Source organism: Actinoplanes sp. NPDC049668 (assembly GCF_044465445.1).
In the GTDB taxonomy this organism is placed as follows: domain Bacteria; phylum Actinomycetota; class Actinomycetes; order Mycobacteriales; family Micromonosporaceae; genus Actinoplanes.
Genome location: NZ_JBITLR010000011.1, coordinates 206,129 through 232,012, shown reverse-complemented (window position 1 = coordinate 232,012; position 25,884 = coordinate 206,129). Strand labels below are relative to the sequence as shown.

The following is a 25,884-nucleotide window of genomic DNA, read 5'->3' as shown; positions in this document are numbered from 1 at the left end:
CCACGCGCTGGTGCGCGTGGGCCTGGTCGTACGGGTACGGGAGATCAGGGCTCGAAGCGGTATCCCACGCCACGCACCGTCCGGATGTGCCGGGGCGCCGAGGCGGACTCGCCCAGCTTCTTGCGCAGGTTGCCGACGTGCACGTCGATGATGTGGTCGTCGCCGTACCAGTTGTCGCCCCAGACGTCCTCGAGCAGCTGGCCGCGGGTGAACGTGCGGCGCGGCGCGGAGGAGAGCAGGTCCAGGAAGCCGAACTCGATCTTGGTGAGCTCCAGCACCCGGCCGTCGAGGGTCACCTCGCGGACGTCGGGGTCGATGCGCAGCAGGCCGTACTCGCGGACCGCCGTGCTCGCCGCCGCCGCCGAGCTGCGGGGCCGGCGGCGCATCGCCTGGATGCGCGCGGCCAGCTCGCGGGGCGAGAAGGGCTTGGTGACGTAGTCGTCGGCGCCGACGGACAGGCCGACGATCTTGTCGACCTCGTCGGTGCGGCCGGTGACCATGACGATGTAGGCGTCGGTGAACTGCCGGATCTGGCGGCACACCTCGATGCCGTCGACGTCGGGCAGGCCGAGGTCGAGGATGGCGATGTCCGGGCGCTCCTTCTGCGCCTGTTCCACCGCGCCCTTGCCGTCGGTCGCGACGACGACGTCGAAGCCCTCCTTCTCCAGGAGGTGCTGGCAGAGCAGCATGAATTCGGGTGAGTCCTCGACGACGAGCGCGCGCGGCCTGGCCACGGGACCTCCAGTCTTCCTTGACGAGGTGAGGGACGGGCACCGCGCACGGGGGTGGCGCGGTTCCGAGTCCTATCGGTCGGTCCGGGGGGAAACGAAGATTTCGCCGGCAGGTAGGCCCGTGGCGGTGATCTCGGCCCGGTCCGGCAGCGGCCCGGGCCGCGCCATGAAGTAGCCCTGGCCGAGCGTGACCCCGAGCGCCTGCAGCTTCTCGTGCTCGGCGACGGTCTCGATGCCCTCGGCGATCAGCATCGCGCCGATGTCCTTCGCGAAGCCGACCAGCGAGCGCGCGAGGGCCATCCGGACCGGGTCGGTGTCGACGCCGCGGGTGAGGGTGATGTCGAGCTTGATGATGTCGGGGCGCAGCTGCAGGATGTGGCTGAGGCTGGCGAAGCCGGCCCCGGCGTCGTCGACGGCGATCAGGATGCCGGCGGCGCGCAGCTCCTCGGTGACCTTCACCAGCGACGGGTAGTCGTGCACCTGGGTGTGCTCGGTCAGCTCGACGGCGATGCCGCGGTCGCAATGATCGAGCAGGGTGCTGTGCACCCGCGGGTCGAGCAGCGCCTCCACCGACAGGTTCGCGCTCAGCCACGCCTGCGACGGCATCTCGTCGAGGTACGCGAACGCCCGCTCGAGCGCGAGCAGCTCCAGGTCGACGCCGACACCGGCCGCCAGCGCGGCGGCGAACGCGTCCGCCGGGCTCGGGAAGTGCGCCTTGTCGAAGCGCGCCAGGGCCTCGTACGCCTTGACCACGCCGTCCTCGAGGCGGACGACCGGCTGGAACGTCGGTTGGATCGCCTGCGAGTGGATGACTTCCCGGAGGTTGCGCATGGCGGGCGCGTTGAGGGTCATGGTTCATGGTTCGGCCGCAACCCTCAAGGCAGGCTCAACCCGGTTTCAAGACCGCGGCAAGTCTCGGCTTTGTCCGGACATGAGCTGACCCCGGCGCGCGTGGGGGGACGCGGGCCGGGGTCAGGGGTCCGGGGTGGTGCGGGTGGTGTCGGGCTCAGGCGGCGGCCGCGAGGGCGGCGGCGGTCTCGCGGGCGGCGGTCTCGCGGGCGGCGGCGGTCTCGCGGGCGCGGTGCAGGCACTCGATCAGCTCGTGCGGGTCGATCTCGGTCTCCATGTCGGCGTCGACGTCGATGCAGCCGACCCACTCGCCGCCGGCCGCGGCGATGCCGGACTGCAGGGCGGCGCCCTTGTCCTGGAGCTCGGGGTCGGCGATGACCCGCAGCCAGGGCAGGCCGTCGAGGGTGCGCGCCGAGCCGTCGCGCGTGCCGCCGGGGACGGCGATCATCTCGAACGAGATGTTCTGCGCGTAGAGGGTCTCGGCGACCCGCTCGATCGCGCGGCGCAGCGTGGCGCCGGGGTTGTGGAAGGGGACGACGACGGAGAACTCGACCGCCGCCTCGCCCGCAGACGAAGCCTGCTGGGCGGGACCGGCGACGACGAAGGGAGGGACGGCGATGAGGCGGGCGACAGTCATGCCCCGTAGTTCGGCGCGCTACCTCAACGCCGTCTCAGGCCGTTCTCAAGCCGGGCGCAAAGGTTCGCCGGGTTGCTGAAGGTCAGCGCGCGACGCGGGTGAGGCGCCTGCGCAGCGCCCGCCGCGCGAGCGGCCCGAGGTCGTCCATGACCTCGATGAGCACCGCGAGCCGGTCGAGGGCGGCGAGCGCCTGGCCGGCGCCCTCCTCGTCGACGCCCTCGTACAGCTCCAGGCCGATGAACGCGGCCGAGACGGCCCGGGCCAGGCCGGGTACGTCGGCGATCTCCGCGGCGGGGGACCCGGCCAGCAGCCGGGTCAGCACCTTCTCTATCTCCACGACCCACAGCCGCACGGCCGCCGCCGTGGTCTCGGCGATGCGCTCGCTGTGCTGCCCGGCCGCGAGCATGTGCGCCAGCACCGACACGTTGCCCTGCCGGACCTCCTCGGCGTGCAGCACGCGACCCACCTGCAGCAGCTCGCGCAGCGAGGTCACCGCCGCGAAGTGCTCGGCGTACGCCGCGACGCGGGCCCGCGTCGCCTGCCGGCACGCGGTGGCGAGCAGCTCCTCCACCGTGCCGTAGTGGTAGAACACCAGCGCCTGGTTGACCCCGGCCGCCGCCGCGATCGTGCGCGCCGAGACGCCGGCGATGCCGTGCTCGCCCAGCGCGGCCAGGGTGCCGTCGAGGAGCCGCTGCTTGGTGTCGGTCATCCCTCTCCTAAGGCGTGCGGCGCCGGCCCGGCCGGGTGCGGCGGTGCGATCAGCGCGTCGGTGACGAGTTGCGCGAGCCGGTCGACGACCGGCAGCTGCAGGAACCACCCGGCGTACGCCCAGCCGAGCGTGACATGCCCCAGTCCGCGCGCCACCGCCGCCACCCCCGACGCGGGTACGTCGCCCGGCCCGGTGTACCGGGCCCGCCACAGCGGCACCGGGCTCTCCCGGGCCGGCAGGACGCGCAGGCGCGAGCCGCGGCGGCGGAAGAACCCGGCGACCGCGCTGCACGGCCCGCAGTCGTCGTCGAGCCACAGCCGGCCCGGCGGCCCCGGCTCGTACGGCCGCAGCCGCGGCGACCAGTCCCGCACCTGCCGCCGGTACGCCAGCCACGGTGCGCCGTGCCGGTGGCGCATGTCGTGGCGTTCGTGCGGCGCCGCGACGGCCGCGGCGAAGACGACCGAGACGACCGCGCCCGCCGCCAGCGTCAGGCTCTGGGTCGCGGCGGCGAGCAGGAGCAGCAGCAGGGTGGCGCTGAGCTGCATCGGGTTGGCGAGATAGGCGTACGGCCCGGTGGTGACCAGCCGCCGCGGCGGATCCCAGGGGAACGGGGTGCCGTCGCCGTGCGTCACGAACTCGCGCACCGCGGCCAGCGCCGGCACGGCCAGCGCGACGCCGGCCTGTGCCAGCACCGGCAGCCACCCGGCGGGTACCCGGTCCCAGCCGCCGTCGCCCAGGGTGAACGCCACCGTCGGCAGCAGCCAGAAGATCAGCCCGGTGAAGACGACGAGCTGCAACAGGGCCCGTCCCGCCAGCCGCCGCCGGTCCGCCGTCCAGCGCCCGAGCAACTGGGCCGGCAGCGCCACCGCCGCCAGCCCGAGCAGCTCGCCGGCCAGCCAGTGCGGCCCGAGGCGGACCAGGAGCGGATCCAGCGCGGGCATCGCCACCACGTCGACCCAGAACAGCAGCCCCAGCAGCACCGGCAGCGGCGCGGCGCGGCGCAGCAGCACCGGCAGCGGCCCCCACAGCACCGCCCAGCCGAACCACAGGTCGACCGGCAGGCCGCGGTAGGAGCCGTCGACGGGTTCGAAGGCGTACCAGCCGGCGGCGCCGGCGGCCTCGTGCAGCGCGGCGATCCCGACCAGCGCGGCGAGGAAGGCGAGGAACGCACCGGCGCGTTCGCGCGGTTCCGGCCGCGCCCGCGCGGCGATCAGGACCGCGAGCGCCGGCAGCGCCAGGCACAGATAGCGGGCCGTTGTCACGGCAGGGCCAGCATGTCGAGCACGTGCTCGCCGCCGGCGTGCATCAGCCGGTCCTGGATCGGGCCGAAGTACCAGGACGGATCGAGGCGCCGCTGGTACGACAGCACGACCGTCACCTCGGTCCGGCCGGCGCCGGCGGCCTGCCAGCGCACCGAGGCGCCACGCCAGCGCAGCCAGCGGGCGGTGATGGTGTCGTCCGAGACCACGTCGAAGTCGATGTGCTGCGGTCCGGCCGCGCGTACCTGAGTGACGATCGCGCCGCCCGAGCCGTGCGAGCTGCCGTGGTAGCCGAACATCCACCGGTCGCCGGGCTCGAGCCCGGCGCCCATCACGTGCTCCGGCGCGGGCGCGCTCAGCAGCCGCAGTAGGAGTGGGTCGACGGCCACCGGCCGGGGCCCCGCCGCCAGCCGCTCGTGCACGGCTGCCGGTTCGAGCGCGACCACCCGGCTGACCTCGACCGACTGGTCCGGCTGGAACCGCAGGTCCGGGCTGGTGCCCTCGATCCCGCCGGCCAGCAGCAGCGGCAGCGGCAGGATCGCCAGCGTGCGCGCGCCGCCCTGCCGGGCCAGCCGGATCACGGCCGCGGTGCCGTGCGCGACGGCATAGACCAGCGGTGACGCGATCAGTACGCAGATGGCGCCCTCGTGCAGGGCGACGGCCGCCAGCAGCAGCGCGATCGTGGTCAGCCGGAAGACCCGGCCGTGCGTGGTCCGTCCCGGCGTCAGGGCGAGCGCGGCGGCCAGCAGCGCCGGGAGCACGACGAAGAGCAGGGCGCTGTCGGCCCGGCCGCTGGACACCGTGTAGCAGAAGGCCGCGAGCCCGAACGCGGCGATCAGCCCCGCCAGGATCCAGTTGGCCCGGCCCGGGCGTGGTTTCCGCACTGTCATCCTCATTCCCCCGATTTGAGCGATCGCTCAACACGCTGCGGGGGATGCTACACACGGTTTGAGCGATCGCTCAAGCCATTCCCTTTCGGTCACGCCTGGGCTTTGATATAGATAACTTCCAATAAGGTGGCTGATCGTGCGCGTACCGCTGCTTTCCCTGCTCATCGCGCTGATCGCGCTGCCGGGCGTGCCCGCGGCCGCCGCCACCGGGGCCGATGGCGCGGCCGACGCCGGCTGGGCGGCGCCGCTGAGCACCCGCGGGCGCTACATCGTCGACGCCGACGGGATGCGGTTCAAGCTGATCTCCGGCAACTGGCACGGCGCGAGCGGCACCTGGAACGGCTCGGGCGACGACACCGACGACGCCAACCATCACGCCGGCGAGAACGCCGGCCGGGTACCGCTCGGCCTCGACCGGGCGCCGCTCGCCGAGATCGTCGCCGGCTTCCGGTCGATCGGCCTCAACAGCCTGCGGCTGCCGTTCTCCGGCGAGATGCTGCACGACACCCGGCCGGTGACCGACGCGGCCGTCGCGGCCAACCCCGGCCTGCGGGGCATGACCCCGCTGCGGGTGTACGACGAGGTGGTCGCGGCGGCGACCGGCGCCGGGCTCGCGGTGATCCTCAACAACCACACCAACACCACCCGCTGGTGCTGCGGCGTCGACGGCAACGAGCGGTGGAACGCGAGCCAGTCCGCGGCGCACTGGGAGGACGACTGGCTCTTCATGGTCCGGCGCTACCGGGACAACCCGCGGGTGGTCGGCGCCGACCTCTACAACGAGGTACGCCGCACGGTCTGGGACGACCCGAACTGGGGCGGCGGCGACGACCACGACTGGTTCGCCGCCTCGCAGCGGCTCGGCGACCGGATCCTGCGCGAGGCCAACCCGAACCTGCTGATCATCGTCGAGGGCATCAACTGGACCGGCATCCCGGTCGACGGCTTCGCGCACGGGCGCCCGACGCTACGGCCGGTCGCCGCGCTCTCGCACACCCTGGTGCGGTCCGGCAAGCTGGTCTACGCGGCGCACTTCTACGACTACACCGGGCCGAACCACTCCGGCGCGACCGGGATCGGCGAGACCAGCGACCCGCGCTACCGCGATCTGAGCCGCGCCGACCTCGCCGCCGTCCTGTACCGCGACGCGTTCTACGTCGGCGCCGAACCCGGCCGGCACTTCACCGCGCCGGTGTGGATCAGCGAGTTCGGCGTGGACGGCAACGCGGCGCCCGGCTCGAAGCAGCGGGACTGGTTCGGCGCCTTCACCGACCAGCTGATCCAGGCCGACGCGGACTTCGCATACTGGCCGGCGGTCGGCTGGGCCGAGAAGCGCGCCACGAACGGCTGGGCGCTGCTGCACTGGGACCGCGACGGCAGGCGCGCGGGCCCCTACGACGGCGGCGACTGGCGGGCCGGCGACTGGAGCCGGCTGGTCACCGCCACCGCCCGCACCGGGTACGTCGATCCGGTGCCGCACTGGTCGATGCTGAGCCCGGACCACGGCGACTTCGTCCAGTCGCTGCGCATGCGCGACCGGCCGGACTGGGACTCCGGCGCCCGCAAGGCGGCCTGCCCGGACGGGCAGCGCCTGCTCGGCCTGGCACACACCGGCAACCGCGGCCTGTGCACCGACGCGAGGGCGGCGGACCTGTGGGCGCCGTCCGCCGCACACCAGGTCGTCACCGACGAACGCCACGTCACCGGCGACTGGGCCCGCGGATACACCAAGCTCCAGTGCCCGGCCGGCTCCTTCATCATCGGGTACGCGGTGCGCGGCGCCGCGGTGTCCAGCGCGCTGTGCGCGACGGCGGCGACCGCGCTGGCGGGCACCGGCCGGACGGTGTGGTTCGACCGCGGCGACAACCGCCCGCCGGGCAACCCCGGCGGCGACTTCGCCACCGGCGACTACAAGGGCCAGTGCGCCGACGGCGAGTACCTGGCCGGCATCGCCTACACCGGCCGCCTCGGCTCCTCCCGCACCCCCGACGCCCTCTACTGCCGTCAACTCACCTAAGGGGTGTCCTCGTCAGCCTCGAGCTCGCGTATCTTCGCAGCAATCTGAGTGGCCTCGCGTTGCCACTTGGTGTTGCTCGGGTCGGCGGTGGCCAGCCGTTGTGCGATCTCGTGGCTGGCCTGGTAGTGCTCGCGGGCGGTGGCAAGGTCCCCGGCCGCGACAGCGATGTCCCCGAGCCGTTCGCGGCTGACCGACAGGTCGCGTTGCCATGCGGTGTTGCTCGGGTCGGCGGTGGCCAGCCGTTGTGCGATCTCGTGGCTGGCCTGGTAGTGCTCGCGGGCGGTGGCAAGGTCCCCGGCCGCGACAGCGATGTCCCCGAGCCGTTCGCGGCCGACCGACAGGTCGCGTTGCCATGTGGTGTTGCGGGGGTCGGCGGCGGCCAGCCGTTGGCGGATCTCGTGGCTGGCCTGGTAGTGCTCGTGTGCGGCGGTCAGGTTTTCGGCCGTCACGGCGAGGTCCCCGAGTTTGTTGCGGCTGATCGAAAGGTCGCGTTGCCATGCGGTGTTGCGGGGGTCGGCGGCGGCCAGCCGTTCTGCGATCTCCAGGCTGGCCTGGTAGTGCTCGTGTGCGGCGGTCAGGTTTTCGGCCGTCACGGCGAGGTCCCCGAGTTTGTTGCGGCTGACCGACAGGTCGCGTTGCCATGCGGTGTTTCGCGGGTCGGCGGTGGTCAGCCGTTGCCGGATCTCCAGACTCGCCTGTTGATGCTCGTGTGCAGCGGTGAGGTCCCCGGCCGCGACAGCGACATCCCCGAGCTGTTCGCGGCTGATCGACAGGTCGCGTTGCCATTCGGTGTTGCTCGGGTCGGCGGCGGCCAGCCGTTGTGCGATCTTCAGGCCGGCCTCGTAGTGCTCGCGGGCGGCGGTCAGATCCCCGGCCGCGACAGCGACGTTCCCGAGCCGCTCGCGGATGATCGCGGGCCGGTTCCACCACCATGGGGCATCGCGTTCATCCGGAGACATGCCGGCGTTCAGGGCTGCCTGATAGTGGGCGCGGGCGCCGGCCAGATCGCCGACGGCGACGGCCAGGTCGCCGAGATCGACCAGCAGGACTGACAAGTTCGCCGCTGCCGTCTCGTCGTGCGGGTTGGCGGCGGCTTGCTGCTCGATGGACTGGCGCATGTCGTGCAGCAGAGCTTGGGCGCTGGAGAGATCACCTGCGGTGCGAACGGCCTCGTATTCCTGCTTGACCACCGAAACCCAGGCCGGCTCCGTGCGGGGGACCAACGCGCGGATCTCGGCGAGATAGGCTGCGGCGGCGAGCACTCCGGGTAAGGCCGCGACGGCCTGACGGGCCAAACCTGGGATCAGGTCGTACTGGCCGGTGGCGGCCAGGTGGCGAGGGATGTCGATCAGGTCGTCGTAGTCGGTGCGGCCCTGCTTGTTGCGGCGTAGCCGCATTCGCAGGGCGCGTTCATGGTGGCGGGCGCGGTCTGGGTCGGAGCGGCGTTCGAGGAGTTCGGCGGTCCAGGGGTGCACCAGGATTCCGTCGCCGGGGGTGAGCAGGGTCAGGTCGGCGAGGTGTTCCACCGCGGCGACCAGAGAAGGCGAGGCGGCGGCCTCCGTGGTGTCGGGAGCCGGGTCGATCAGGGCGTAGGCGAGGTCGTCGAGGGTCATCGGTGCGCGGCTGACCGACAGTTGCAGCAGGACGCCGTGTTCGTAGGTGGACAGCAGGCCGAGCAGTTCGTCGAGGAGGATGTCGGCGCTGCCGAGCAGCAGCGCGTCCTCGACCGCCTTACCGACCGGCCTGGGGCGGCGCAGGTCGATGCCCTCCCGGGCGGCGAGTCTCCCGAGCCTTTCCTGTACCTCTCGCAGCCGTGCGGGGCGGCCGCGCAGCAGCGCGTCGACGTACTCGATCAGGCGCGGATGGCCGCCGATGGTGCGGGTCAGCACGCGCAGGTCGTCGCCCGCCAGGCCGCGCAGCGCCGGCAGGCGCAGCAGCAGCCGGCGCAGCTCCGCCGGCGACAGCGGACCGACCTGTACCGGGACCAGATAGCGCTCGTCACCGGGCAGCGGATAGCGGCAGGTCACCAGGATCACCGCGGTTTCCGCGGCTTTGCACCAACCGGTGAACATCTCGTCGAAGGCCGGATCCAGGAACGCCGCACCTCCTGGGGAGAGGTTCTGCTCGAAGTCGTCGAAGACCAGCACCACCGGCGTCGACCGCAGGACGTCCCGGACCAGCCCGGCCTTCGCCGTGTCCGGCACCTCCGGTGAGGCCAGCGCGGCCGCCATCGGATCGCCGGCCAGCACCGCCGCGAGGCCGGCGAAGAGATTCGACGGGTTCCACCGGCCCTCGTGCACCACCGGCGGTATCCCGTCCCCGCGCAGCCGGGTGGCCAGCCGACCGGCCAGGGCGGTCTTCCCGATCCCGCCGACCCCGATCAACTGCACTCCGCTGATCACGCCGTGTGCGTCGCGGGCCGGTTCGGTGCGGCGCAGTACACGGGTCGCCTCCCGCAGCTGGGACCGTCGGCCGATCAGCTGACCCAGGCTGAGCTCCCGCACCGACGTACCGGACGGCACCGCCACCGTCGTCAGCTCGACCGGCGGCCCAGCGGCGTCGATCAAGGGCCTGTCGTCGTCGGCGCAGAGCAGCGTCGGCACCGCGTATTCGGGCGTCGGCGTCGGCTCGCCCGCCTGGTGGGCGCGTTCCAGGCAGCGCCGGGCCCGGGCCAACGCCCCCGCCGCCGAACCGCTGTCCGGAGTGATCGTCAACTCCCGGTAGAACTGGGCGAGCAGCCGGGTCGCGTAGGTGTCGGTCACCGGCGCCTGCATCGCCAGGACCCGGTCCGCTCCGGCCTGCACCAGGGCGGCCGCCAGGGCCTCGCCGCCACCGGCGGCGCCGGCGCAGGAGGACAACACGATCAGCGGCACCTCGGCCCGCGCGTCCCGGATGGCGTTCATCAGGTCACGGCACCCGACCGGGTGCGGGTCGCCGTCCTCGTCCTCCAGCTCCACCATCGACGCCGAGCCGTGCGCGGAGAGGTGCAGCACATGGAAGTCCGACTCCCGCAGGGCCTCGTGGATCTGCGACAGGGACGCAACCTCCAAGATCCGCACCTGGCCCCCGGAACCGGTCGCTAGATCACCGACCGCGTCCAGGAGCGCCTGCATCTCCGCCTCGACATCCAGCGGCGCGCTCCTTGTACGTGACTCCTCCGGCGCGGCCACCGCGGCCAGCACCCGCAACGGGCCCGGCAGGCGTACCGCACCCCGCCCCGGCCCCGCGCCGCGGACCTGCCGGCGCACGCTCACCCCGCCGATCAACGCCACCGGTCCCAGCTCCTCACCGCCGGTGGTGGTCAGGCGCAGCAGCTCCACCGGCACGTCGAGCGCGGTTCCCGTCGCCCGCCACACGACCTCCATCTCGTCACGCGGGTGCAGCCCACCTACCAGGTCGGCGACCAGCCGCTGTCCCGGCTCGTCGAACACGGCCCGCGCCAGCGCCCGCCCCGCCGCCGCGAGCTGGTTCTGCGCCACCTCCGCCGTTCCGGTCAAGGAATTCCACACGCGATCCAGCTCCGGGGGTAGCACCGCCTCGTGATTGCACACCGGCGCTCCCGCCAGGCTCACCTCGCAGGTGAGCCGCCGACCGTCCAAGGCGGCGTCGATCAGCAGCTCCGTCGCCAGACCCGCCGGGGTCGTGGCCCGGCCCGCGGCCGGCGCCGATCGTGGCGGCAACACCGGGGTCTTCCCCAGCGGTGGCTCGACGTCCCGGGGCTGGTCCGTCAGCACCCGGATCAGTTCCTCGATGCCCGACTCGGTGAGCTCCGGCACCCGGTAGGTCGTGCCGCCGGCAGGCAGCAACCAGTCCGGTATCCCGTCCGTGTCGCCACCCGGAAGGATCACCGGAACGATCGATCGCAGACCCGCCTCATGCTCCGCATACCACCGCTCCTGCAGTCGCTGTGCCTCCCACCGCACGCCCTTTCCGGAGGCCGGGTCACCGCGGTCCTCACCCCGTTCGCGATAACGGGGTGACGCCACCACCAGGACGAAATCGGCATCGCGGATCTGTTCGTTCATCCACTTCGGCCAGAACTGCCGCTGCGCCGTCGCCGTCAGATCCAGCTTGGCGTCCACACCCACGGATCGCAGCAAAAGCCACAACCGCCGAACCGACTCCGAATGATCGTCGTCGCCGTGCGCGTACGAAATGAAAACCCGAACCGGATCGCCAGGCTCACCCACGTGCACGCTCCAGCCGAAATCGATCATGAATGGGGTCAACGGGCCCCGAGCGACCATGCCTATCACACAACGGCCGGCCCAGGACGGTCGAGGAATGCGCACACCGACGAATGACAAAGTGGATCATTCGATCGCGGTTTACGGGCACCCGTCAGAACGTTGACAAACGTCCTCGTATCTGTCCGGCCTGCCGGTGCGTCTACGGCTTGTAATCGGTTGTATCCGCTGATCGATGGGATCCGCGACAGACATGATCTTTGAATCATCGCGATCGACGCCGCGCACACGATGGAGAAACGGTGCGCACACGGTGCCTCGTTACGTTCCCGCTCATCCGGCCTCGGCGCCGGCGAGCAGGGGAGCCACCATGACAGCGATCCGTACCCGGCGCAGCGACCTTCCCGACGTTCCGGTCGGCGGTGTCACCCTTCCCGGCCTGGTCCTGGCGCAGGCCGGCCGCCTGCGCGACAAGCCGGCCCTGGTCGACGGCGCGACCGGCCGGGCGATCAGCTACGGCGAGCTCGCGGCCGGCGTCGAGCGGGTCTCGGCGGGCCTGGCCGCCCGCGGCTTCGCACCCGGCGACGTCCTCGCCGTGTACAGCCCCAACGTGCCCGAGTACGCCGTGGCGGCGTACGGGGCGATGGTCGCCGGCGGCACGGTCACCGGCGCCAATCCGATGCTCACCGCCGACGAGCTGGCCGGTCAGCTCGTCGATTCCGGTGCGCGGATCCTGGTCACGGTCCCGCCGCTGCTCGAGCGGGCCCGGGCCGCCGCGGAGAAGGCCGGCGGCGTCGAGGTGCTGGGTTACGCGGAGCTGGACGCGGGGGAGTACCCGCCGGTCCGGGTCACGATCGACCCCGCGACGGCGCTCGCCGCGCTGCCGTACTCCAGCGGCACGACCGGGCTGCCCAAGGGCGTCGAGCTGACCCACTCCAGCATGGTCACCAACGTGCGGCAGGGCCGCGCGGTCCTCGGGCCGGAGGAGGACGACGTCGTGCTCGCCGTCGCGCCGTTCTTCCACGCCATGGGCTTCGGCCTGGTGCTGCCGGCGGCCCTGGCGGCCGGCGCGACCCTCGTCACGATGGCCCGCTTCGACCTCGAGCAGATGCTCCGCACGATCCAGGACCACCAGGTCACCTACACCGTCGTGGTCCCGCCGATCGCGCAGGCGCTCGCCGGGCATCCGCTGGTCGACGAGTTCGACCTGTCCTCGCTGCGTACCCTCGGCGTCGGCGCGGCGCCGCTCGGCGCCGATCACGAACTGCGCTGCGCGCAGCGGCTCGGCTGCCGCACCGGTCAGGGCCTCGGCATGACGGAGACCGCGGCCTTGATCGCCGCCGGCCCGCTGGACGCGCCGCGCCGCGGCTCGGTCGGCCGGCTGATACCCAACACCGAGGCGCGCATCGTCGACCCGGACAGCGGCGCCGACCTCGCCGCCGGCCGCGCCGGCGAGCTGCTGGTCCGCGGCCCGCAGCTGATGCGGGGCTACCGCGACCGCCCGGCGGCGACCGCCGCCACCGTCGACGCCGACGGCTGGCTGCACACCGGCGACCTGTGCTTCTTCGACGAGGACGGCTACCTGTACGTGACCGACCGGCTCAAGGAACTGATCAAGTACAAGGGATACCAGGTGGCGCCGGCGGAGCTGGAGCGGCTGCTGCTGACGCACCCGGCGGTCGCCGACGCGGCGGTGGTGCCCCGGCCCGACCCGGACGCCGGCGAGGTGCCGGTCGGGTACGTGGTGCTGCGCGGGACGGCGACGGCCGCCGAGCTGCTCGCGTACGTCGCCGAGCGGGTCGCGCCGTACAAGCGGCTGCGCGCCGTGCGGATCACCGAAGCCGTGCCGCGGTCGCCGGCCGGCAAGCTGCTGCGCCGCGTCCTGGTCGAGGCGGAACGGGGCGCCGCGTGGTGAGGCCCGTCGTGAAGTGGGCGGTCAGCATCGGCGCCACCGCCGCGTCGACGTACGCGCTGGACGCGGTCGCGACGGCGGCGGGGGTCGGCCTGGTCGCCGCCGGGCTGCTCGACGGCCTCGGCCGGCCCTGGCTGGCGGTGCTGCTGGTGGCGAGCTACGCGGCGTGGGGCTGGGGGCTGAGCACCGGGCTGCGGGCCAACTGGCGGCTGCTGGCCGAGACGGGCACCAGCACGAACGTGCTGTCCAAGGCCGCGTACGACCTGACCCGGCGCCGGACCGCCGGCGTGCGCGCGGCCCGCGTCGCGGCCGCGGCCGGCTACGCCGGCACCGAGCTGGCCAAGGAGGCGCCGTACTACGCGGGCGCGTTCGGCGCCGCGCTGGTCACCGACTCGATCACCGCCGACCGGGCGCTGATCTTCCTGATCGGCGCGAACCTCGGCGCCGCGTTCTACGAGTACGGGCTGGCCGGCCTCACCAACGCCGTGCTGCGCCGCCGGCGCGGCGGCTACGCCTCCTTCGAGCACGACTGGAAACCGGCGGAGTACCTGTCCGGCTACTACCGCACCGTCGACCCGGACGAGATCGCCACCATCGCGTTCCTCGTCGCGGCGTTGCGCCGGGCCGAGCGCGACCGGCCGATCCTGTTCTTCGGCGTCGGACCGACCCTGCACCACGTGTTCGCGGCCGCCGAGATCGCCTCCGAGATCCACCTCGGCGACTACCTGCCGGCGAACCTGGCCGAGATCCGGCGCTGGCTGGACCGGGCCCCGGGCGCGCACGACTGGCGGCCGTTCGTGCGCTACACCCTGCGCTGCGAGGGCGACCCGGACCCGACCGACGAGCAGGTGACGGCCCGGGAGGACCTCACCAGGGCGAAGATCACCGCGCTGCTCCGGGTCGACGGCCGGGACCCGCGCCCGGTGGACCGGCAGTACGCGACGGTGGTCAGCGCGTACTGCGCGGACTCGGCCACCGCGGACCGGGGCACCTGGGCGGCGTTCATGCGGCACATCACCGGGCTGGTCCACCCGGGCGGCCTCTTCGTCACCGCGGCCCTGCGCCGGTGCCGCGGCTACACCGTCGGGGGCAAGGTCTTCCCCGGCGCCGACGTCGACGAGCACGACCTGCGCGCGGTGCTGGGCACCGGCTTCGAGGTGCCGGACGGATCGATCGAGGTGGTTCCGATGGTGCGGTGGGCGCCGCACGGATACGCGGGGATCGTGCTCTGCGAAGCCCGCCGGCACCCCCGGCCGCCGGCGTCCGCGGGCGCCCTGGAAGTGGCCGCCACCACATAGATCGACATCTGTTGACTGCCGTCCACAGTGGCGTTAGCGTCACCTCGCGGTGACGTCCGGTACGGGGATCGGGCGCGCTCACGGGGGAAGGATGCGTCGATGGCGCGTCAGGGATTCACGCAGTCACTTCGTGCCCGCCGCCGGGTCGCCGGCCTCACCGCCGTGCTGCTGGGGGCCACCGCCGCCCTCGCCGGCGTGGCGCCGCCGGCACTGGCGCAGCCGCCGCTCGACCAGCGGGCCTGCGCCGCCCCGCGGCCCGACGAGGCCGCCGCGGTCAAGGCCGCCCGGGAATGCCGGCGGACGGTCGAGATCACGGACCTGACCACCGAGACGGATCGCGCCTGGGCCGAGCCCGACGGCACGATCACCTGGGAACACCGGTACCGGCCGGTGCGTGTGCGCCGCGGTGAGGCCTGGGTGGACGTCGACACGACGCTGCGCCGCGAGGCCGGCGGCCGGGTCGGCCCGCGCGCCGCGGCCGCCGACGTGACGTTCTCCGACGGCGGCACGGGCCCGCTGGTCGTGCTCGGGCGCGGCGCGGCGCGGATCAGCATCGGCTCGCCGTTCGGCCGGCTGCCCCGGCCGGTGCTCTCCGGCGACACCGCGACGTACGAGAACGTGCGGCCCGGCGTGGACCTCGTGCTCCGGGCCGATGTGGACGGCTTCCGGGCGCGCGCCGACGCGGCGGGGGAGCTGCGGCTGCGCACCACCGGCGCGGGCCTCACGGCCCGCGCGGGCGAGCACGGCGACATCCGGATCGTCGACGGCGCAGGCGAACCGGTCCTGCACGGCCTCGGCGCGGGCGTGCGCGGGCGCGACCTCGTCGTCGCGCCGGGCGGGCAGCTGAGCCTCACCCTCGGCCGCAGCGCCTGGAGCGAGCTGGACTCGTCCAGCCCGGACACCGCCCGGTGGAACGCGCCCGGCCCGGCGCGGGCCGGCCGCCCCGCGGCGGGAACGGGGGTGTACCGGTCGGTCTTCGGCGCCGACCTGGCGCGCTCGGCGGTCGCGGGCCGCAACGTGGTCGCCGGCCGGCTGCGCGTCGCGCCGGCCGAGGGCGCCGGGTGCGCCGCGGCGCCGGTCGAGCTGTGGGCCGCCGGGCCGCTGCGGTACGGCCAGACCTGGGCCGACCAGCCCCGCTGGGCCGGACGGCAGGGCAGCGCCGCGCCGGACCCGGCCGCCGGCTGCGTGATCGAGCTGGACGCCACCGCTGCGGCGAAGGCGGCCGCGGCGTCCCGGACGGCGCTGACGCTGGGCCTGCGCTCGCCGCGCGAGCAGGACCCGGCCGCGTTCGCCGAGTTCGACAACAACCCGACCCTGGTGCTCTCCATCGCGGCCGTCGCGCCGGTGGTCGGCGCCCGCACCATGGTCCCGGACGCGGCCTGCACCACCGGTACCGGCCGCCCGGTGATCGACACCGCCGCGCCCGAGCTGCGCGCCGTCATCACCGACGCCGACGGCGGCACGCTCTCCGCGACCATCGAATGGTGGGCGGTCACCGGGACGGCCGCGCTCGGCTCGGCGACGGTCGGCGGGCTCACCACAGGCAAGATCGCCGCGACCGCGGTGCCGGACGGCGCGCTGGCCAACAACGGCAACTACAAGTGGCGGGTCCGGGCCACCGACGGCACGCTGACCTCCGCCTGGTCGGGCTTCTGCGAGTTCACCGTGCGGGTGGAGGCACCCGGCCAGCCGTATCCCGCGCTCGCCGAGTACGACGCCTGGGCGGGCCGGCCCGCCGGGGTGAACATCTTCCCGGCGGGCTACACCGACGACCGCTACCTGCTGGCGCACTGGCCGCTCAACGACGGCTCGGGGCAGGCCGCCGCCGACACCGCCTTCCTGGGGCGCAGCCCGCTGGCCGTCAACGGCGCGACCTGGGCCGCGGACGCCGGCGGCTCCTATCTGAACTTCAACGGCACCAGCCAGTACGCCAAGACGACGGACCCGGTGCTGCCGGTCGACGAGGGCTTCACCGTCATGGCCTGGGTCAAGGTGCCGGCGGGTACGACGGGCAACCGCACGGTGCTGGCGCAGGAGGGCACCCGCGGCAACGCGTTCGCCCTGCAGTACGCGGGCGCCACGAAGCGCTGGGTGTTCAGCCGCACCTCGGCCGACACCGACGCCGCCACCACCACCTCGGTCACCTCCGTCGCCGAGGCGCGGACCGACGTGTGGACGCATCTCGCCGGCGCCTACGACCCGCTGAACCGGCGGATCGCGCTGTACGTCAACGGCCTCGAGGTGGCGACGGCCGCGTTCACCACGCCGTGGCCCGCCCGCGAGGCGTTCGTCGTCGGCCGGGGCAAGCGGGCCGGCGCGGCCGCCGACTGGTGGTCGGGCGCGATCGACGACGTCCGGGCGTACAACTGGTTCCTCAACTTCGACTCGGTGGCGCACTACGCCGGCGAGGCCGGGTACGAGTTCCAGCTGGACGGCGCCGCCGCGCCGACGGTGGTGCCCGCCCGCGGCACGACCCGCCTCGAGCTGACGCTGCCCGAGCCCGGCGACCGCACCCTGACCGTGTGGGCGCGCAACCGCGCCGGCCTGCGCTCCGAACCGGCACAGACGTCGTTCCACGTGAACAGCGCGTCCGCGGCCCAGCCGCCGGCGGCGGCGATGGAACCGGCCCTGCCGTGTGTCACCGGCCCCGGCCGGCCCGTGCTGCGGACCACCACCCCGACCCTGTCCGGGACGCTGGGCACGGCCGACCGGTACTACAACGCCGGCTTCGCCGTCGAGCCGCTGACGGCGCCGGGCGGCTTCATCTCCGGATCCGGGTACGGCCAGGGACCCAAGGTGTCGTGGCAGGTGCCGCCGGGCAAGCTCGCCAACAAGGCCTCGTACCGGTGGCGGGTCGACTTCTCCGGCGTCGGGGAGAACTGGGAGAACTCGCCGCGGTCGGCGCCGTGCGAGTTCACGGTCGACGCGCCCGTGCCCAACCCGCCCGCGGTGTCGTCGCCGGACTATCCCAAGGGCGACGAGCGGCACGGCGCCGCGGGTCAGCCCGGCGCCTTCACGTTCGGCCAGGCCGTCGACGAGTCGCAGGCCGCGCTGCGGGCCGGCTTCAACGAGGGCAGCGGCGCCGTCGCCGAGAACGAGTTCGGCGGCCCGGCCACGCTCAGCGGCGGCGCGGGTCGGGCGAGCGGGCCGACCGGCGCCGCGCTGAGCCTGAACGGCACCGGCGCCTACGCGAGCACCGAGTCCCGGGTCGTCAACCCGGGCACGGACTTCACCGTCGGCGCCTGGGTCAGGCCGACCGGGCTCGGCGCGTCCGCCACCGCGCTGAGCCAGCACTCGACCGTGCAGAGCATCTTCCGGCTCGGCTACTCCAAGACCGACAACAGGTGGGCGCTGATCCAGCCGGCGACCAACACCACCAATGCGCCGGTGGCGAAGGCGCTGTCGACGTCGGTGCCGCAGGCGGGCGTCTGGACGCACCTGGTCGGCGTGCACGACTCAGCCCGCAAGCAGCTTCGGCTGTATGTGAACGGCCGGCTGGAGGGGACCGCGTTCTACACCACGCCGCTGCGCGACATCGAGATGCCGTTCCAGATCGGCCGCGGGTTGATCAACGGCGCGCCGGCCGAGTACTGGCCCGGGCAGATCGACGACGCCGTGGCCTGGACCCGGCGGCTCGGCGACGCCGAGATCACCGAGCTGGCCCGGCCGGTGAGCTACACCTACCAGCTCGACGGGCAGGCCGCCGCCGAGGCGCCGGACGCGACCGGCGCGGCGAAGGTGACGATCACGCCCGACCGCAACGGGACGCGGACCCTCACGGTCCGGGCCCGCTCGGCGGCCGGCGAGCTGTCGGCGCCGAGCACCTACCGGTTCCGGGTCGGCACCACCGGGGTGCCGGACATGCCGGTCGACCTCGCCACCGTCCCCGCCACGAGCTGCGCCACCGGCGCGGACCGGCCCTACCTGACCACGGCGACGCCGCAGCTGCGCGCGCTCGCCGACGATCCCGACTGGGACCGGATCACCACGACGTTCGAGTGGTGGGCGGTCGGCGGGGACAAGGTCGGCGAGGCTTCGGTGACCGACTGGGCGTCGTACACCGCGACGGTCACCGTGCCGGCCGGGCAGCTCGCCGACGGCACGGCGTACGCCTGGCGCGCCCGCGGCGCCGACGAGACCGGGGCCGGCCCCTGGTCGCCGTGGTGCGAGTTCACCGTGGACACCAGCGGGCCGCAGCCGCCCGCGGTGTCGTCGCAGGACTTCCCCGCCGACGGTACGGCGCACGGCAACGAGGGCATTCCGGGCCGGTTCACGCTGACCCCGGCGGACGGCACCACCGACCTGGCCGGCTTCGACTACCGGCTCGACACCGACGCGGCCGCCGTCGAGGTCGCCGCGACCGGCGCCCGGACCGTGCTGCTGAGCCCCGCCGCGGGCGCGCGCACCCTCACCGTGCGGGCCAAGGACCGGGCCGGGCACTGGTCCGAGCCGGCGACCTACAGCTTCGTCGTCGGGCCCCCGCTGCCGTACGAGCTGGTGCACGACGCGGCCGGGCAGCTGGTCGGCGCGGTCGACCCGCGCGGCGACACGGCCGCGTACGACTACGACCGGACCGGCAACCTCACGGCCGTACGGCGCTATCCGTCGACGCAGCTCTCGGTGCTCAGCACGATCCCGGTGCGCGGCGCGCCCGGCACGCGGCTGAGCGTGCACGGCACCGGGTTCTCGGCGTCCGACACCGTCACCGTCAACGGGGTCGCCGCCCCGGTGGTGGAGGCCACCTCGGTCCGGCTCGTCGTCACCGTGCCGGACGCCGCCACGACCGGCACGGTACGGGTGAGCCGCGCCGGCGGCGCGAGCGCCGACGGCCCAGCGCCGTTCACGGTGGTCGTCGACGCCGCGAAGCCCGCCGTCACCGGGTTCAGCCCGGCGTCGGGCCCGGCCGGCACCAGCGTGACGATCACCGGAACCGGGTTCGCGCCCGAGACCGCCGGCAACACGGTGGCGTTCAACCGCACCCGCGCCCGGGTCACGGCCGCGTCCCGGACCAGCCTCACCGTGCTGGTGCCGGACGCGGTCACGGCCGGGCCGGTCTCCGTGCGCACCGCCGGCGGCCTAGCCACCACGGTCGCGGACTACCTGGTACCGCCGCCCGGGGTGCCGGCCGAGACGCAGGTCGACGGCGGCCGGGTCACGGTCGGCGGCGCCGGCGTGACCACGACCGTGCCGGGCGGCCGGACGGCCGTGCTGCGCTTCAGCGGCACGGCGGGGCAGAAGCTCAGCCTCGCGTTCAGCGGCAACACGGTGGGCGCCGCGAAGGTCGCGCTGCACACGCCGTACGGGCAGACGTTCGCCGCCGGGCAGTACGACAAGCCGCGGCCGCTGACCGGCAACCAGAGCTTCGCGCTGCCGCCGCTGCCGACGGCGGGCACCTACTCGATCGCGGTCGACCCCGACGGCGCCGCCGCCGGATCGCTGACCGTGACCCTGTCCACGCAGGTCACCGGCCAGCTGAGCACGACCGGGGCGGGCACGCCGATGCCGCTGGACCGGGTCGGCCGGCACGGCGAGTTCACCTTCACCGCCGCCGAGAACCAGCGGTTCAGCTTCGCGTTCGCCGACTGGACGTTCCCCAGCTCCGCGTTCGGCGTGATCCGGCTCTACACGCCGTACGGCACCGAGCACCTGAACTGGACGGTGTTCGACCCCGGCGCCACCGGCTCGTTCACCACGCCGTGGCCCGGCACCTGGCGCTTCGTGGTCGGCACCCGGGACCTCAGCGTCGGCTCCGCCACCATGTGGCTCTCCGAGCAGGTCGACGGCGGCGCCATCGCGGTCGGCGGCGCCTCCGTCGGCGTCACCGTCGCGCGTCCCGGCCAGGCCGTCCGGCTCGGCTTCGACGGCACGGCCGGGCAGCGGCTCGGCCTCGGCTTCACCGGCATCAGCGGGCTGAGCTACCCGCTGGTCGGCCTCGTCGACCCGAGCGGCCGGGAGCAGAGCCTGGCCGGCGGCGAGGAGAGCGATCTGCCGGCGCTCACCGCCGCCGGGCGGCACGAGCTGGTGCTCTCCGCGCCGAAGGCGGGCGCGCTGACCGTGTGGCTCTCGGCGGACCTGGACGCCGGCGCGCTGGCGATCGGCGCGCCGGTGCCCGTGTCGCTGTCCCGGCCCGGCCAGAACATCCGGCTGCGCTTCGACGGCACCGCCGGGCAGCGGCTGAGCCTCGGCTTCGGCGCCAAGACCCTCGAGGCGTACCTGCGCACCGAGGTCAGCCGGCCGGGCACGGCGGGACGGCTCGGCCTCTGGACCGCCCTGGACAACGTCGACCTGCCGTTGCTGCTCGACACGGGCACCCACGAGGTGTTCCTCGACCCGGACCGGGCGGCGACCGGCGAGCTCACCCTGGCGCTGTCGGCCGAGATCGACGCCGGTGAGGCCGGCACCGGCGTGCCGGCCACCCACCTGGACTTCGCCGCGGTCGGCCAGAACGCCCGCCTGCGCTTCACCGCCACCGCCGGGCAGCGGCTCAGCCTGGGCTTCACCGGCGCGGGCGCGGGCCTGGAATTCGTGTACGCCACCGTGCTCAAGCCCGACGGCACCCAGCTCGGCTCCGCCTCCTCGGTGTACACCCTGGACGACAAGGATCTCGGCGCGCTGCCCGCGACCGGCGTCTACCAGGTCGTGTTCGACCCGTACCAGGGCCGGACCGGCCCGCTCGACGTGACCCTCTCCGAGGAGGTCGCCGCCGGGGCGCTGACCGTCGGCGGCGCGGGCGTGCCGGTGTCCGTCGTCCGGCCGGGCCAGGACGCCCGGCTGACGCTGGCCGGCACCGCCGGGCAGCGCGCGCGGCTGGCGTTCTCCGACGGCACGCTGAACAACACCTGGGTCACGGTCCGGGTGCTGGCCCCGGACGGCGGCACGTTCCTGAGCGACCGGCTCCGCACCGCGGGACAGACCGTCGACCTGCCGGCGTTCGCCGCCTCCGGCGACTACGCGGTCGTGCTGGATCCGTACAACGCGGGCGTCGGCCAGATCACGATCGCCGCGACCACCCTGGCCGCGGCGGCACCCACCGGCACCGATCTCGTACGGGCCGCGGCGGCGGACCTGATGTCTGCGCTCGCGCCGAGGCCCGCGCCGGTGACCGCCGCGGCGGCCTGCGCGCCGGCCGGTGCACAGCGGTCCGGACCGCCGCCGGCGCTGGTGCCGACGGCCGGTTCGCCGGTGGTCGGCTGGGCGGCCTGCCCGCCGGTCAGGGCCGCGGCGCCGAAGGACGGCGGGCGTGGCACGCCGCCACGGCCGGCCGGTGGGTGGCGCCCCGGCGCCGACAACCTCGCCGGCAAGGGCTGGACCACCGGGTACGGCCCGGCGGCGGCGCCCGGCGGCCTGGCGCAGGCGCCCGCGGGCGTCACCGCGCTGGCCGGTCAGGTCCGCACCGTCGACGGCCGGGAACTGGGCAACGTCGCGGTCGCGGTCGGCGCGGTCCGCGGCCGCACCGACGCGCACGGCCGCTTCCTGCTCGCCGGCGTCACGCCCGGGCACCGGGTGCTGCGCGTCGACGGCCGCACGGCGAGCACCCGCGCGGCCGCGTACGGCGTCTTCGACATCGGGGTCGACATCGGCGCGGGCACGACGCTCGCGCTGCCGTACACGATCTGGATGCAGGCCCTCGACCCGGCGGCGACCGTCAGTCTCCGGACGCCGACCGACCGGGAGGTCGTCCTCACCACCTCGGCGATCCCCGGCCTCGAGGTGCACGTGCCGGCCGGCACCATCGTGCGCGACGGCGACGGCAAGGTCGCCCGGGAGCTCAACCTGACGGCGATCCCCGTCGACCGGCCGCCGTTCCCGCTGCCGGAGTCGAACGTCCCGGTCTACTTCACCATCCAGCCCGGCGGCGGATCCGTCTTCCCGGCCGGCGTCCAGCTGGTCTACCCGAACTACACCAAGCAGGCGCCCGGCACCCGGATGAACTTCTGGTCCTACGACCCGGAGGGCGCCGGCTGGCACGTCTACGGCAAGGGCACGGTCACCGCCGACGGCCGGCAGGTCAGGCCGGACGCCGACACCAAGGTCTACCGCTTCACCGGCGCGATGACCGTGGTGCCCGGCTACAACCCGCCGCCGAAGTTCCCGTCGACCGGCGGCGGCGCCCGCTCCGGTGACCCGGTCGACCTGGCCACCGGCCTGATGGTCGACCAGACCACCGACCTCGAGATCGACGACGTCGTACCGCTGAAGCTGACCCGGACCTACCAGCAGGGCGACCCGGAGACCCGGGCCTTCGGCATCGGCATGAACTTCAACTACAACCTGTACCCGTGGTCGAGCGCGATGCTCGAGTACCGCGAGGCCGACCTGATCCTGGCCGACGGCGCGCGGGTGCACTTCCGCCGGATCAGCCCCGGCAGCGGCAACGCCAGCTACGAGAGCGCCATCTTCCTGGCCGATCCGACGCCGACCGAGTATCACGGCGCGACCCTGGCCTGGAACGGCAACGGCTGGGACGTGACCCTGGTCGACGGCACCGTGGTCCAGATCGGCGACGAGGCGCCGCTGCAGGCGATCCGCGACAAGTACGGCAACACGACGACCATCACCCGCGCGCCGATGCCGCCGGACGCCAACGGCACCGTCCGGTCCAGCGGCCGGATCACCCAGATCACCTCGCCCAACGGCAAGTGGATCAAGCTGACCTACGACGCACAGCAGCGGGTGACCCGGGCCGAGGACAACTCCGGCCGGGGCGTCGACTACACGTACACCGCCGACGGGTACCTGTGGACGGTCACCAACCCGGCGGGCGGCGTGACCACGTACACGTGGGAGGCGGGCCGGCTCAAGAGCATCCGCGATCCGCGCAACATCGTCTACAACACCAACACGTACGACAGCGCCGGCCGGGTACGGACCCAGCAGGACGGCACGCTCGCCACCTGGCAGTTCGACTACACCACCGGCACCGACGGCAAGGTCACCACGACCCGGGTCACGGACCCGCGCGGGCACGTCCGCCGGGTCACCTTCGACGGCGCCGGTCAGGTCGTCACCGACACCGCGGCCGACGGCACCGCGCTCGCGCAGACCGTCTCCGTCGAGCGTGACCCGGGCAGCCCACTGCCGCGCGCGGTGACGGACCAGCTCGGGCGGCGCACCGAGTACGAGTACGACGTCGCCGGCAACCCCACCGCCGTCACCGAACTGGCCGGCACGGCGCTGCCGCGGGTCACCCGCTACACCTACAACGGGCCGTTCCGGCAGCTCGACTCGGTCACCAACCCGCTGGGCAAGGTGACCCGCTACACCTACGACGAGCGCGGCGCCCTGACCGCCCGGACCGACCCGACCGGCCGGACCGTGCGGCACACCGTGAACGACGCCGGGCAGAACCTGACGACGACCGACGACCTCGGCCGGACCACGACGGTCACCTACGAGCAGGGCGAGCCGGCCACGGTCACCGACCCGGCCGGCCGGATCTCGTCGACCGGCACCGACCAGCTCGGCCGGGTCACCCGGCTGGTGGCGCCCGGCGGCGCCGTCACGACGACCCGCTACGACGCGCTCGGCCGGGTGCTCGAGCAGATCGACCCGCTGGAGCGCAGCACCTCCTACGAGTACGACGGTAACGGCAACCGGCGCACGGTCCGGGACGCCCGCAACCACGCCACGACGTTCACCTTCGACAACGCCGACCGGGTCAAGACGGTCACCGACCCGCTCGGCAAGGTGGAGTCGTACGACTACGACGGCAACGGCAACGTCGTGCGGCACACGAGCCGGCGCGGCAAGGTCAGCACGTTCGAGTTCGACGACCTCGACCGCGGCACGGTGTCCCGGTACGGGGTGTCCGGCAGCACCGTCGAGAGCACGGTCACCACCGGATACGACGCGGGCGACCGGATCCGCACGGTCACCGACGCGACGACCGGCAAGCCGGTGCTGACCACCACGTACACCCCGGACGACCACGACCGAATCCGCACGGTGAGCCAGCCGAACGGCGTCGTCAGCTACGACTACGACCTGGCCGACCGGCTGCTCTCGATGCAGACCGGCGGCCAGCCCGCCCAGCGGTACGGCTACGACGACGCCGACCGGCTGACCAGCGTGGAGCAGGACGGCCGGGTCCTGGCCGCGACCACCTACGACGAGGTGGGCCGCCCCGGCGACGTGCGGCGCGGCGACTACCACCAGACCTACGCGTACGACCGGACCGGCGAGATCACCACGATCAGCTACCGGCACGGCGAGCGGCTGCTGGGCTACCTCAACTACGGATACGACGACGACGGCCAACGGGCCCGCTTCGTTGGGGACCTCGCGCAGCTCACCATCCCGGCGGCGTTCGGGCCGGCCACCTACGACGACGCCGACCAGCTCAAGACCCTGCCCGGCCGCACCCTGACCTACGACGACGACGGCAACCTCACCGCCGACGGCACCAGCTCGTACACCTGGAACGCGCGCGGCGAGCTGAGCGCGTCCTCCCGGACCGGGCTGGCGGCGTCGTTCACCTACGACGGTGAGGGCAACCGCACCGCCGCGGTCGTCGGCGGGACCACCCGCGGCTACACCTACGACGGCGCGAACCCGGTCCGCGAGACGGTGGGCGGCACCGGCTCGAACCTGGTGGCGACCGGCACGGACCAGTACCGGGCGCGGGTCGCCGACACAGGCGCGGCCACCAGCTTCCTGACCGACGCGCTCGGCAGCGTCATCGCCCTCGGCGACGAGTCCGGCGCGCTGGTCGCGCGGTACTCCTACGACCCGTTCGGCCAGACCGCCGCCGCCGGCGCCGACGGCGGTAACACCCTGCGTTACACCGGGCGCGAGGACGACGGCACCGGGCTCTACTACCACCGGGCCCGGTACTACGACCCGGCGCTGCACCGCTTCATCAGCCGCGATCCGCTGGGCTTCGACTCGGGCCAGATCAACCAGTACGCGTACGTCGGCAACAACCCGGTCTCGCTGATCGACCCGCTCGGCACCGCCGCGAAGAACCCGGGCCTCACCGCGACCCAGTACAAGAACCGCAAGCTGCCGAACGTCGACAACCCCTGGAAGAAGTACCAGAAGCACGTCACCGGCCGTAACTACGAGGAGTCGTGGAAGCTCAGCAACGGCCGCAAGGTGCAGGTGGACGGGCGCCGCGCCGGCTACATCGTCGAGGCGAAGTGGACCGGCAACGAGAAGCAGTGGAGCTCCTCGAACTACAACCCCAACCACGCCTGGTACGACGAGGCGAAGTACGTCGACCAGGCGAGCCGGCTGCTGAAGCTCAACGAGGCGATCGGCGGCAAGGGCGTGCGGTACGCGGTCTCCAACGAGGAGGGCCGGGCGATGTTCCAGGCGCTGTTCGAGAAGAAGTTCCCACAGGCCGTTCAGAACGGCACCCTGCGCGTCTATGTTGTCCCCGGCAACGGGATGTAGC

Annotated in this window: 10 protein-coding genes and 1 pseudogene; 4 read left to right on the top strand and 7 right to left on the bottom strand. The window is 73.7% G+C overall.

Going from position 1 to position 25,884, the window contains the following annotated elements; translation table 11 throughout:
• Positions 1–44 precede the first annotated feature (44 nt).
• The 6 genes and pseudogenes from ACIBSW_RS38455 to ACIBSW_RS38430 all read right to left on the bottom strand — a co-directional run bounded on the left by ACIBSW_RS38455 (position 45) and on the right by ACIBSW_RS38430 (position 5,075).
• Positions 45–734 carry a response regulator transcription factor gene (locus ACIBSW_RS38455; RefSeq protein ID WP_184995242.1) on the bottom strand — a complete coding sequence of 230 codons (690 nt, stop codon included), beginning with the start codon at positions 732–734 and terminating at the stop codon, positions 45–47.
• A gap of 69 nt (positions 735–803) precedes the next feature.
• On the bottom strand, positions 804–1,583 hold the full coding sequence (locus tag ACIBSW_RS38450; RefSeq protein WP_354721824.1) for an EAL domain-containing protein: 780 nt from the start codon (positions 1,581–1,583) through the stop codon (positions 804–806).
• Positions 1,584–1,737: 154 nt separating this feature from the next.
• On the bottom strand, positions 1,738–2,217 hold the full coding sequence (locus ACIBSW_RS38445; protein ID WP_354721825.1) for a glycosyltransferase: 480 nt from the start codon (positions 2,215–2,217) through the stop codon (positions 1,738–1,740).
• Positions 2,218–2,299: 82 nt separating this feature from the next.
• Positions 2,300–2,866, bottom strand: coding sequence for a TetR/AcrR family transcriptional regulator (locus tag ACIBSW_RS38440; protein WP_404799596.1), 567 nt, complete (start codon positions 2,864–2,866; stop codon positions 2,300–2,302).
• Positions 2,824–4,188 (bottom strand): annotated as a pseudogene (locus ACIBSW_RS38435) (methyltransferase); the annotation flags it as partial. The gene ACIBSW_RS38440 and the pseudogene ACIBSW_RS38435, both read right to left, overlap by 43 nt.
• Positions 4,185–5,075, bottom strand: coding sequence for a hypothetical protein (locus ACIBSW_RS38430; RefSeq protein WP_354721826.1), 891 nt, complete (start codon positions 5,073–5,075; stop codon positions 4,185–4,187). The pseudogene ACIBSW_RS38435 and the gene ACIBSW_RS38430, both read right to left, overlap by 4 nt.
• Positions 5,076–5,211: 136 nt before the next feature.
• Between ACIBSW_RS38430 and ACIBSW_RS38425 the strand changes: the two genes are divergently transcribed.
• Entirely contained in the window at positions 5,212–7,092 is a 1,881-nt protein-coding gene (locus ACIBSW_RS38425; RefSeq protein WP_354721827.1) for a cellulase family glycosylhydrolase, read from the top strand.
• Here ACIBSW_RS38425 and ACIBSW_RS38420 read toward each other — a convergent pair.
• The gene (locus ACIBSW_RS38420; RefSeq protein WP_404799589.1) at positions 7,089–11,309 is read right to left on the bottom strand and encodes a CHAT domain-containing protein; all 4,221 of its coding nucleotides are present in this window, start codon (positions 11,307–11,309) and stop codon (positions 7,089–7,091) included. The two genes, ACIBSW_RS38425 and ACIBSW_RS38420, sit on opposite strands and share 4 nt — an antisense overlap.
• Before the next feature lie 340 nt (positions 11,310–11,649).
• On the opposite strand from ACIBSW_RS38420, the gene ACIBSW_RS38415 reads away from it, so the two are divergent.
• The 3 genes from ACIBSW_RS38415 to ACIBSW_RS38405 all read left to right on the top strand — a co-directional run bounded on the left by ACIBSW_RS38415 (position 11,650) and on the right by ACIBSW_RS38405 (position 25,883).
• Positions 11,650–13,194 (top strand): AMP-binding protein, encoded by a 1,545-nt coding sequence (locus ACIBSW_RS38415; RefSeq protein ID WP_354721829.1) that lies wholly within the window; start codon positions 11,650–11,652, stop codon positions 13,192–13,194.
• Entirely contained in the window at positions 13,188–14,489 is a 1,302-nt protein-coding gene (gene gntF, locus ACIBSW_RS38410) for a guanitoxin biosynthesis pre-guanitoxin forming N-methyltransferase GntF (RefSeq protein ID WP_354721830.1), read from the top strand. The genes ACIBSW_RS38415 and gntF overlap by 7 nt, the downstream gene beginning before the upstream one ends.
• 99 nt (positions 14,490–14,588) lie before the next feature.
• The gene (locus tag ACIBSW_RS38405; protein WP_354721831.1) at positions 14,589–25,883 is read left to right on the top strand and encodes a LamG-like jellyroll fold domain-containing protein; all 11,295 of its coding nucleotides are present in this window, start codon (positions 14,589–14,591) and stop codon (positions 25,881–25,883) included.
• Position 25,884: the final 1 nt, after the last annotated feature.

Excerpts from the sequence above, each read along its gene's own strand:
- ACIBSW_RS38450 (WP_354721824.1), bottom strand. The coding sequence starts at position 1,583 with ATGACCCTCAACGCGCCCGCCATGCGCAACCTCCGGGAAGTCATCCAC.
- ACIBSW_RS38420 (WP_404799589.1), bottom strand. The coding sequence starts at position 11,309 with ATGATCGATTTCGGCTGGAGCGTGCACGTGGGTGAGCCTGGCGATCCG.
- ACIBSW_RS38415 (WP_354721829.1), top strand. The coding sequence starts at position 11,650 with ATGACAGCGATCCGTACCCGGCGCAGCGACCTTCCCGACGTTCCGGTC.
- ACIBSW_RS38405 (WP_354721831.1), top strand. The coding sequence starts at position 14,589 with ATGGCGCGTCAGGGATTCACGCAGTCACTTCGTGCCCGCCGCCGGGTC.
- ACIBSW_RS38445 (WP_354721825.1), bottom strand. The coding sequence starts at position 2,217 with ATGACTGTCGCCCGCCTCATCGCCGTCCCTCCCTTCGTCGTCGCCGGT.
- ACIBSW_RS38430 (WP_354721826.1), bottom strand. The coding sequence starts at position 5,075 with ATGACAGTGCGGAAACCACGCCCGGGCCGGGCCAACTGGATCCTGGCG.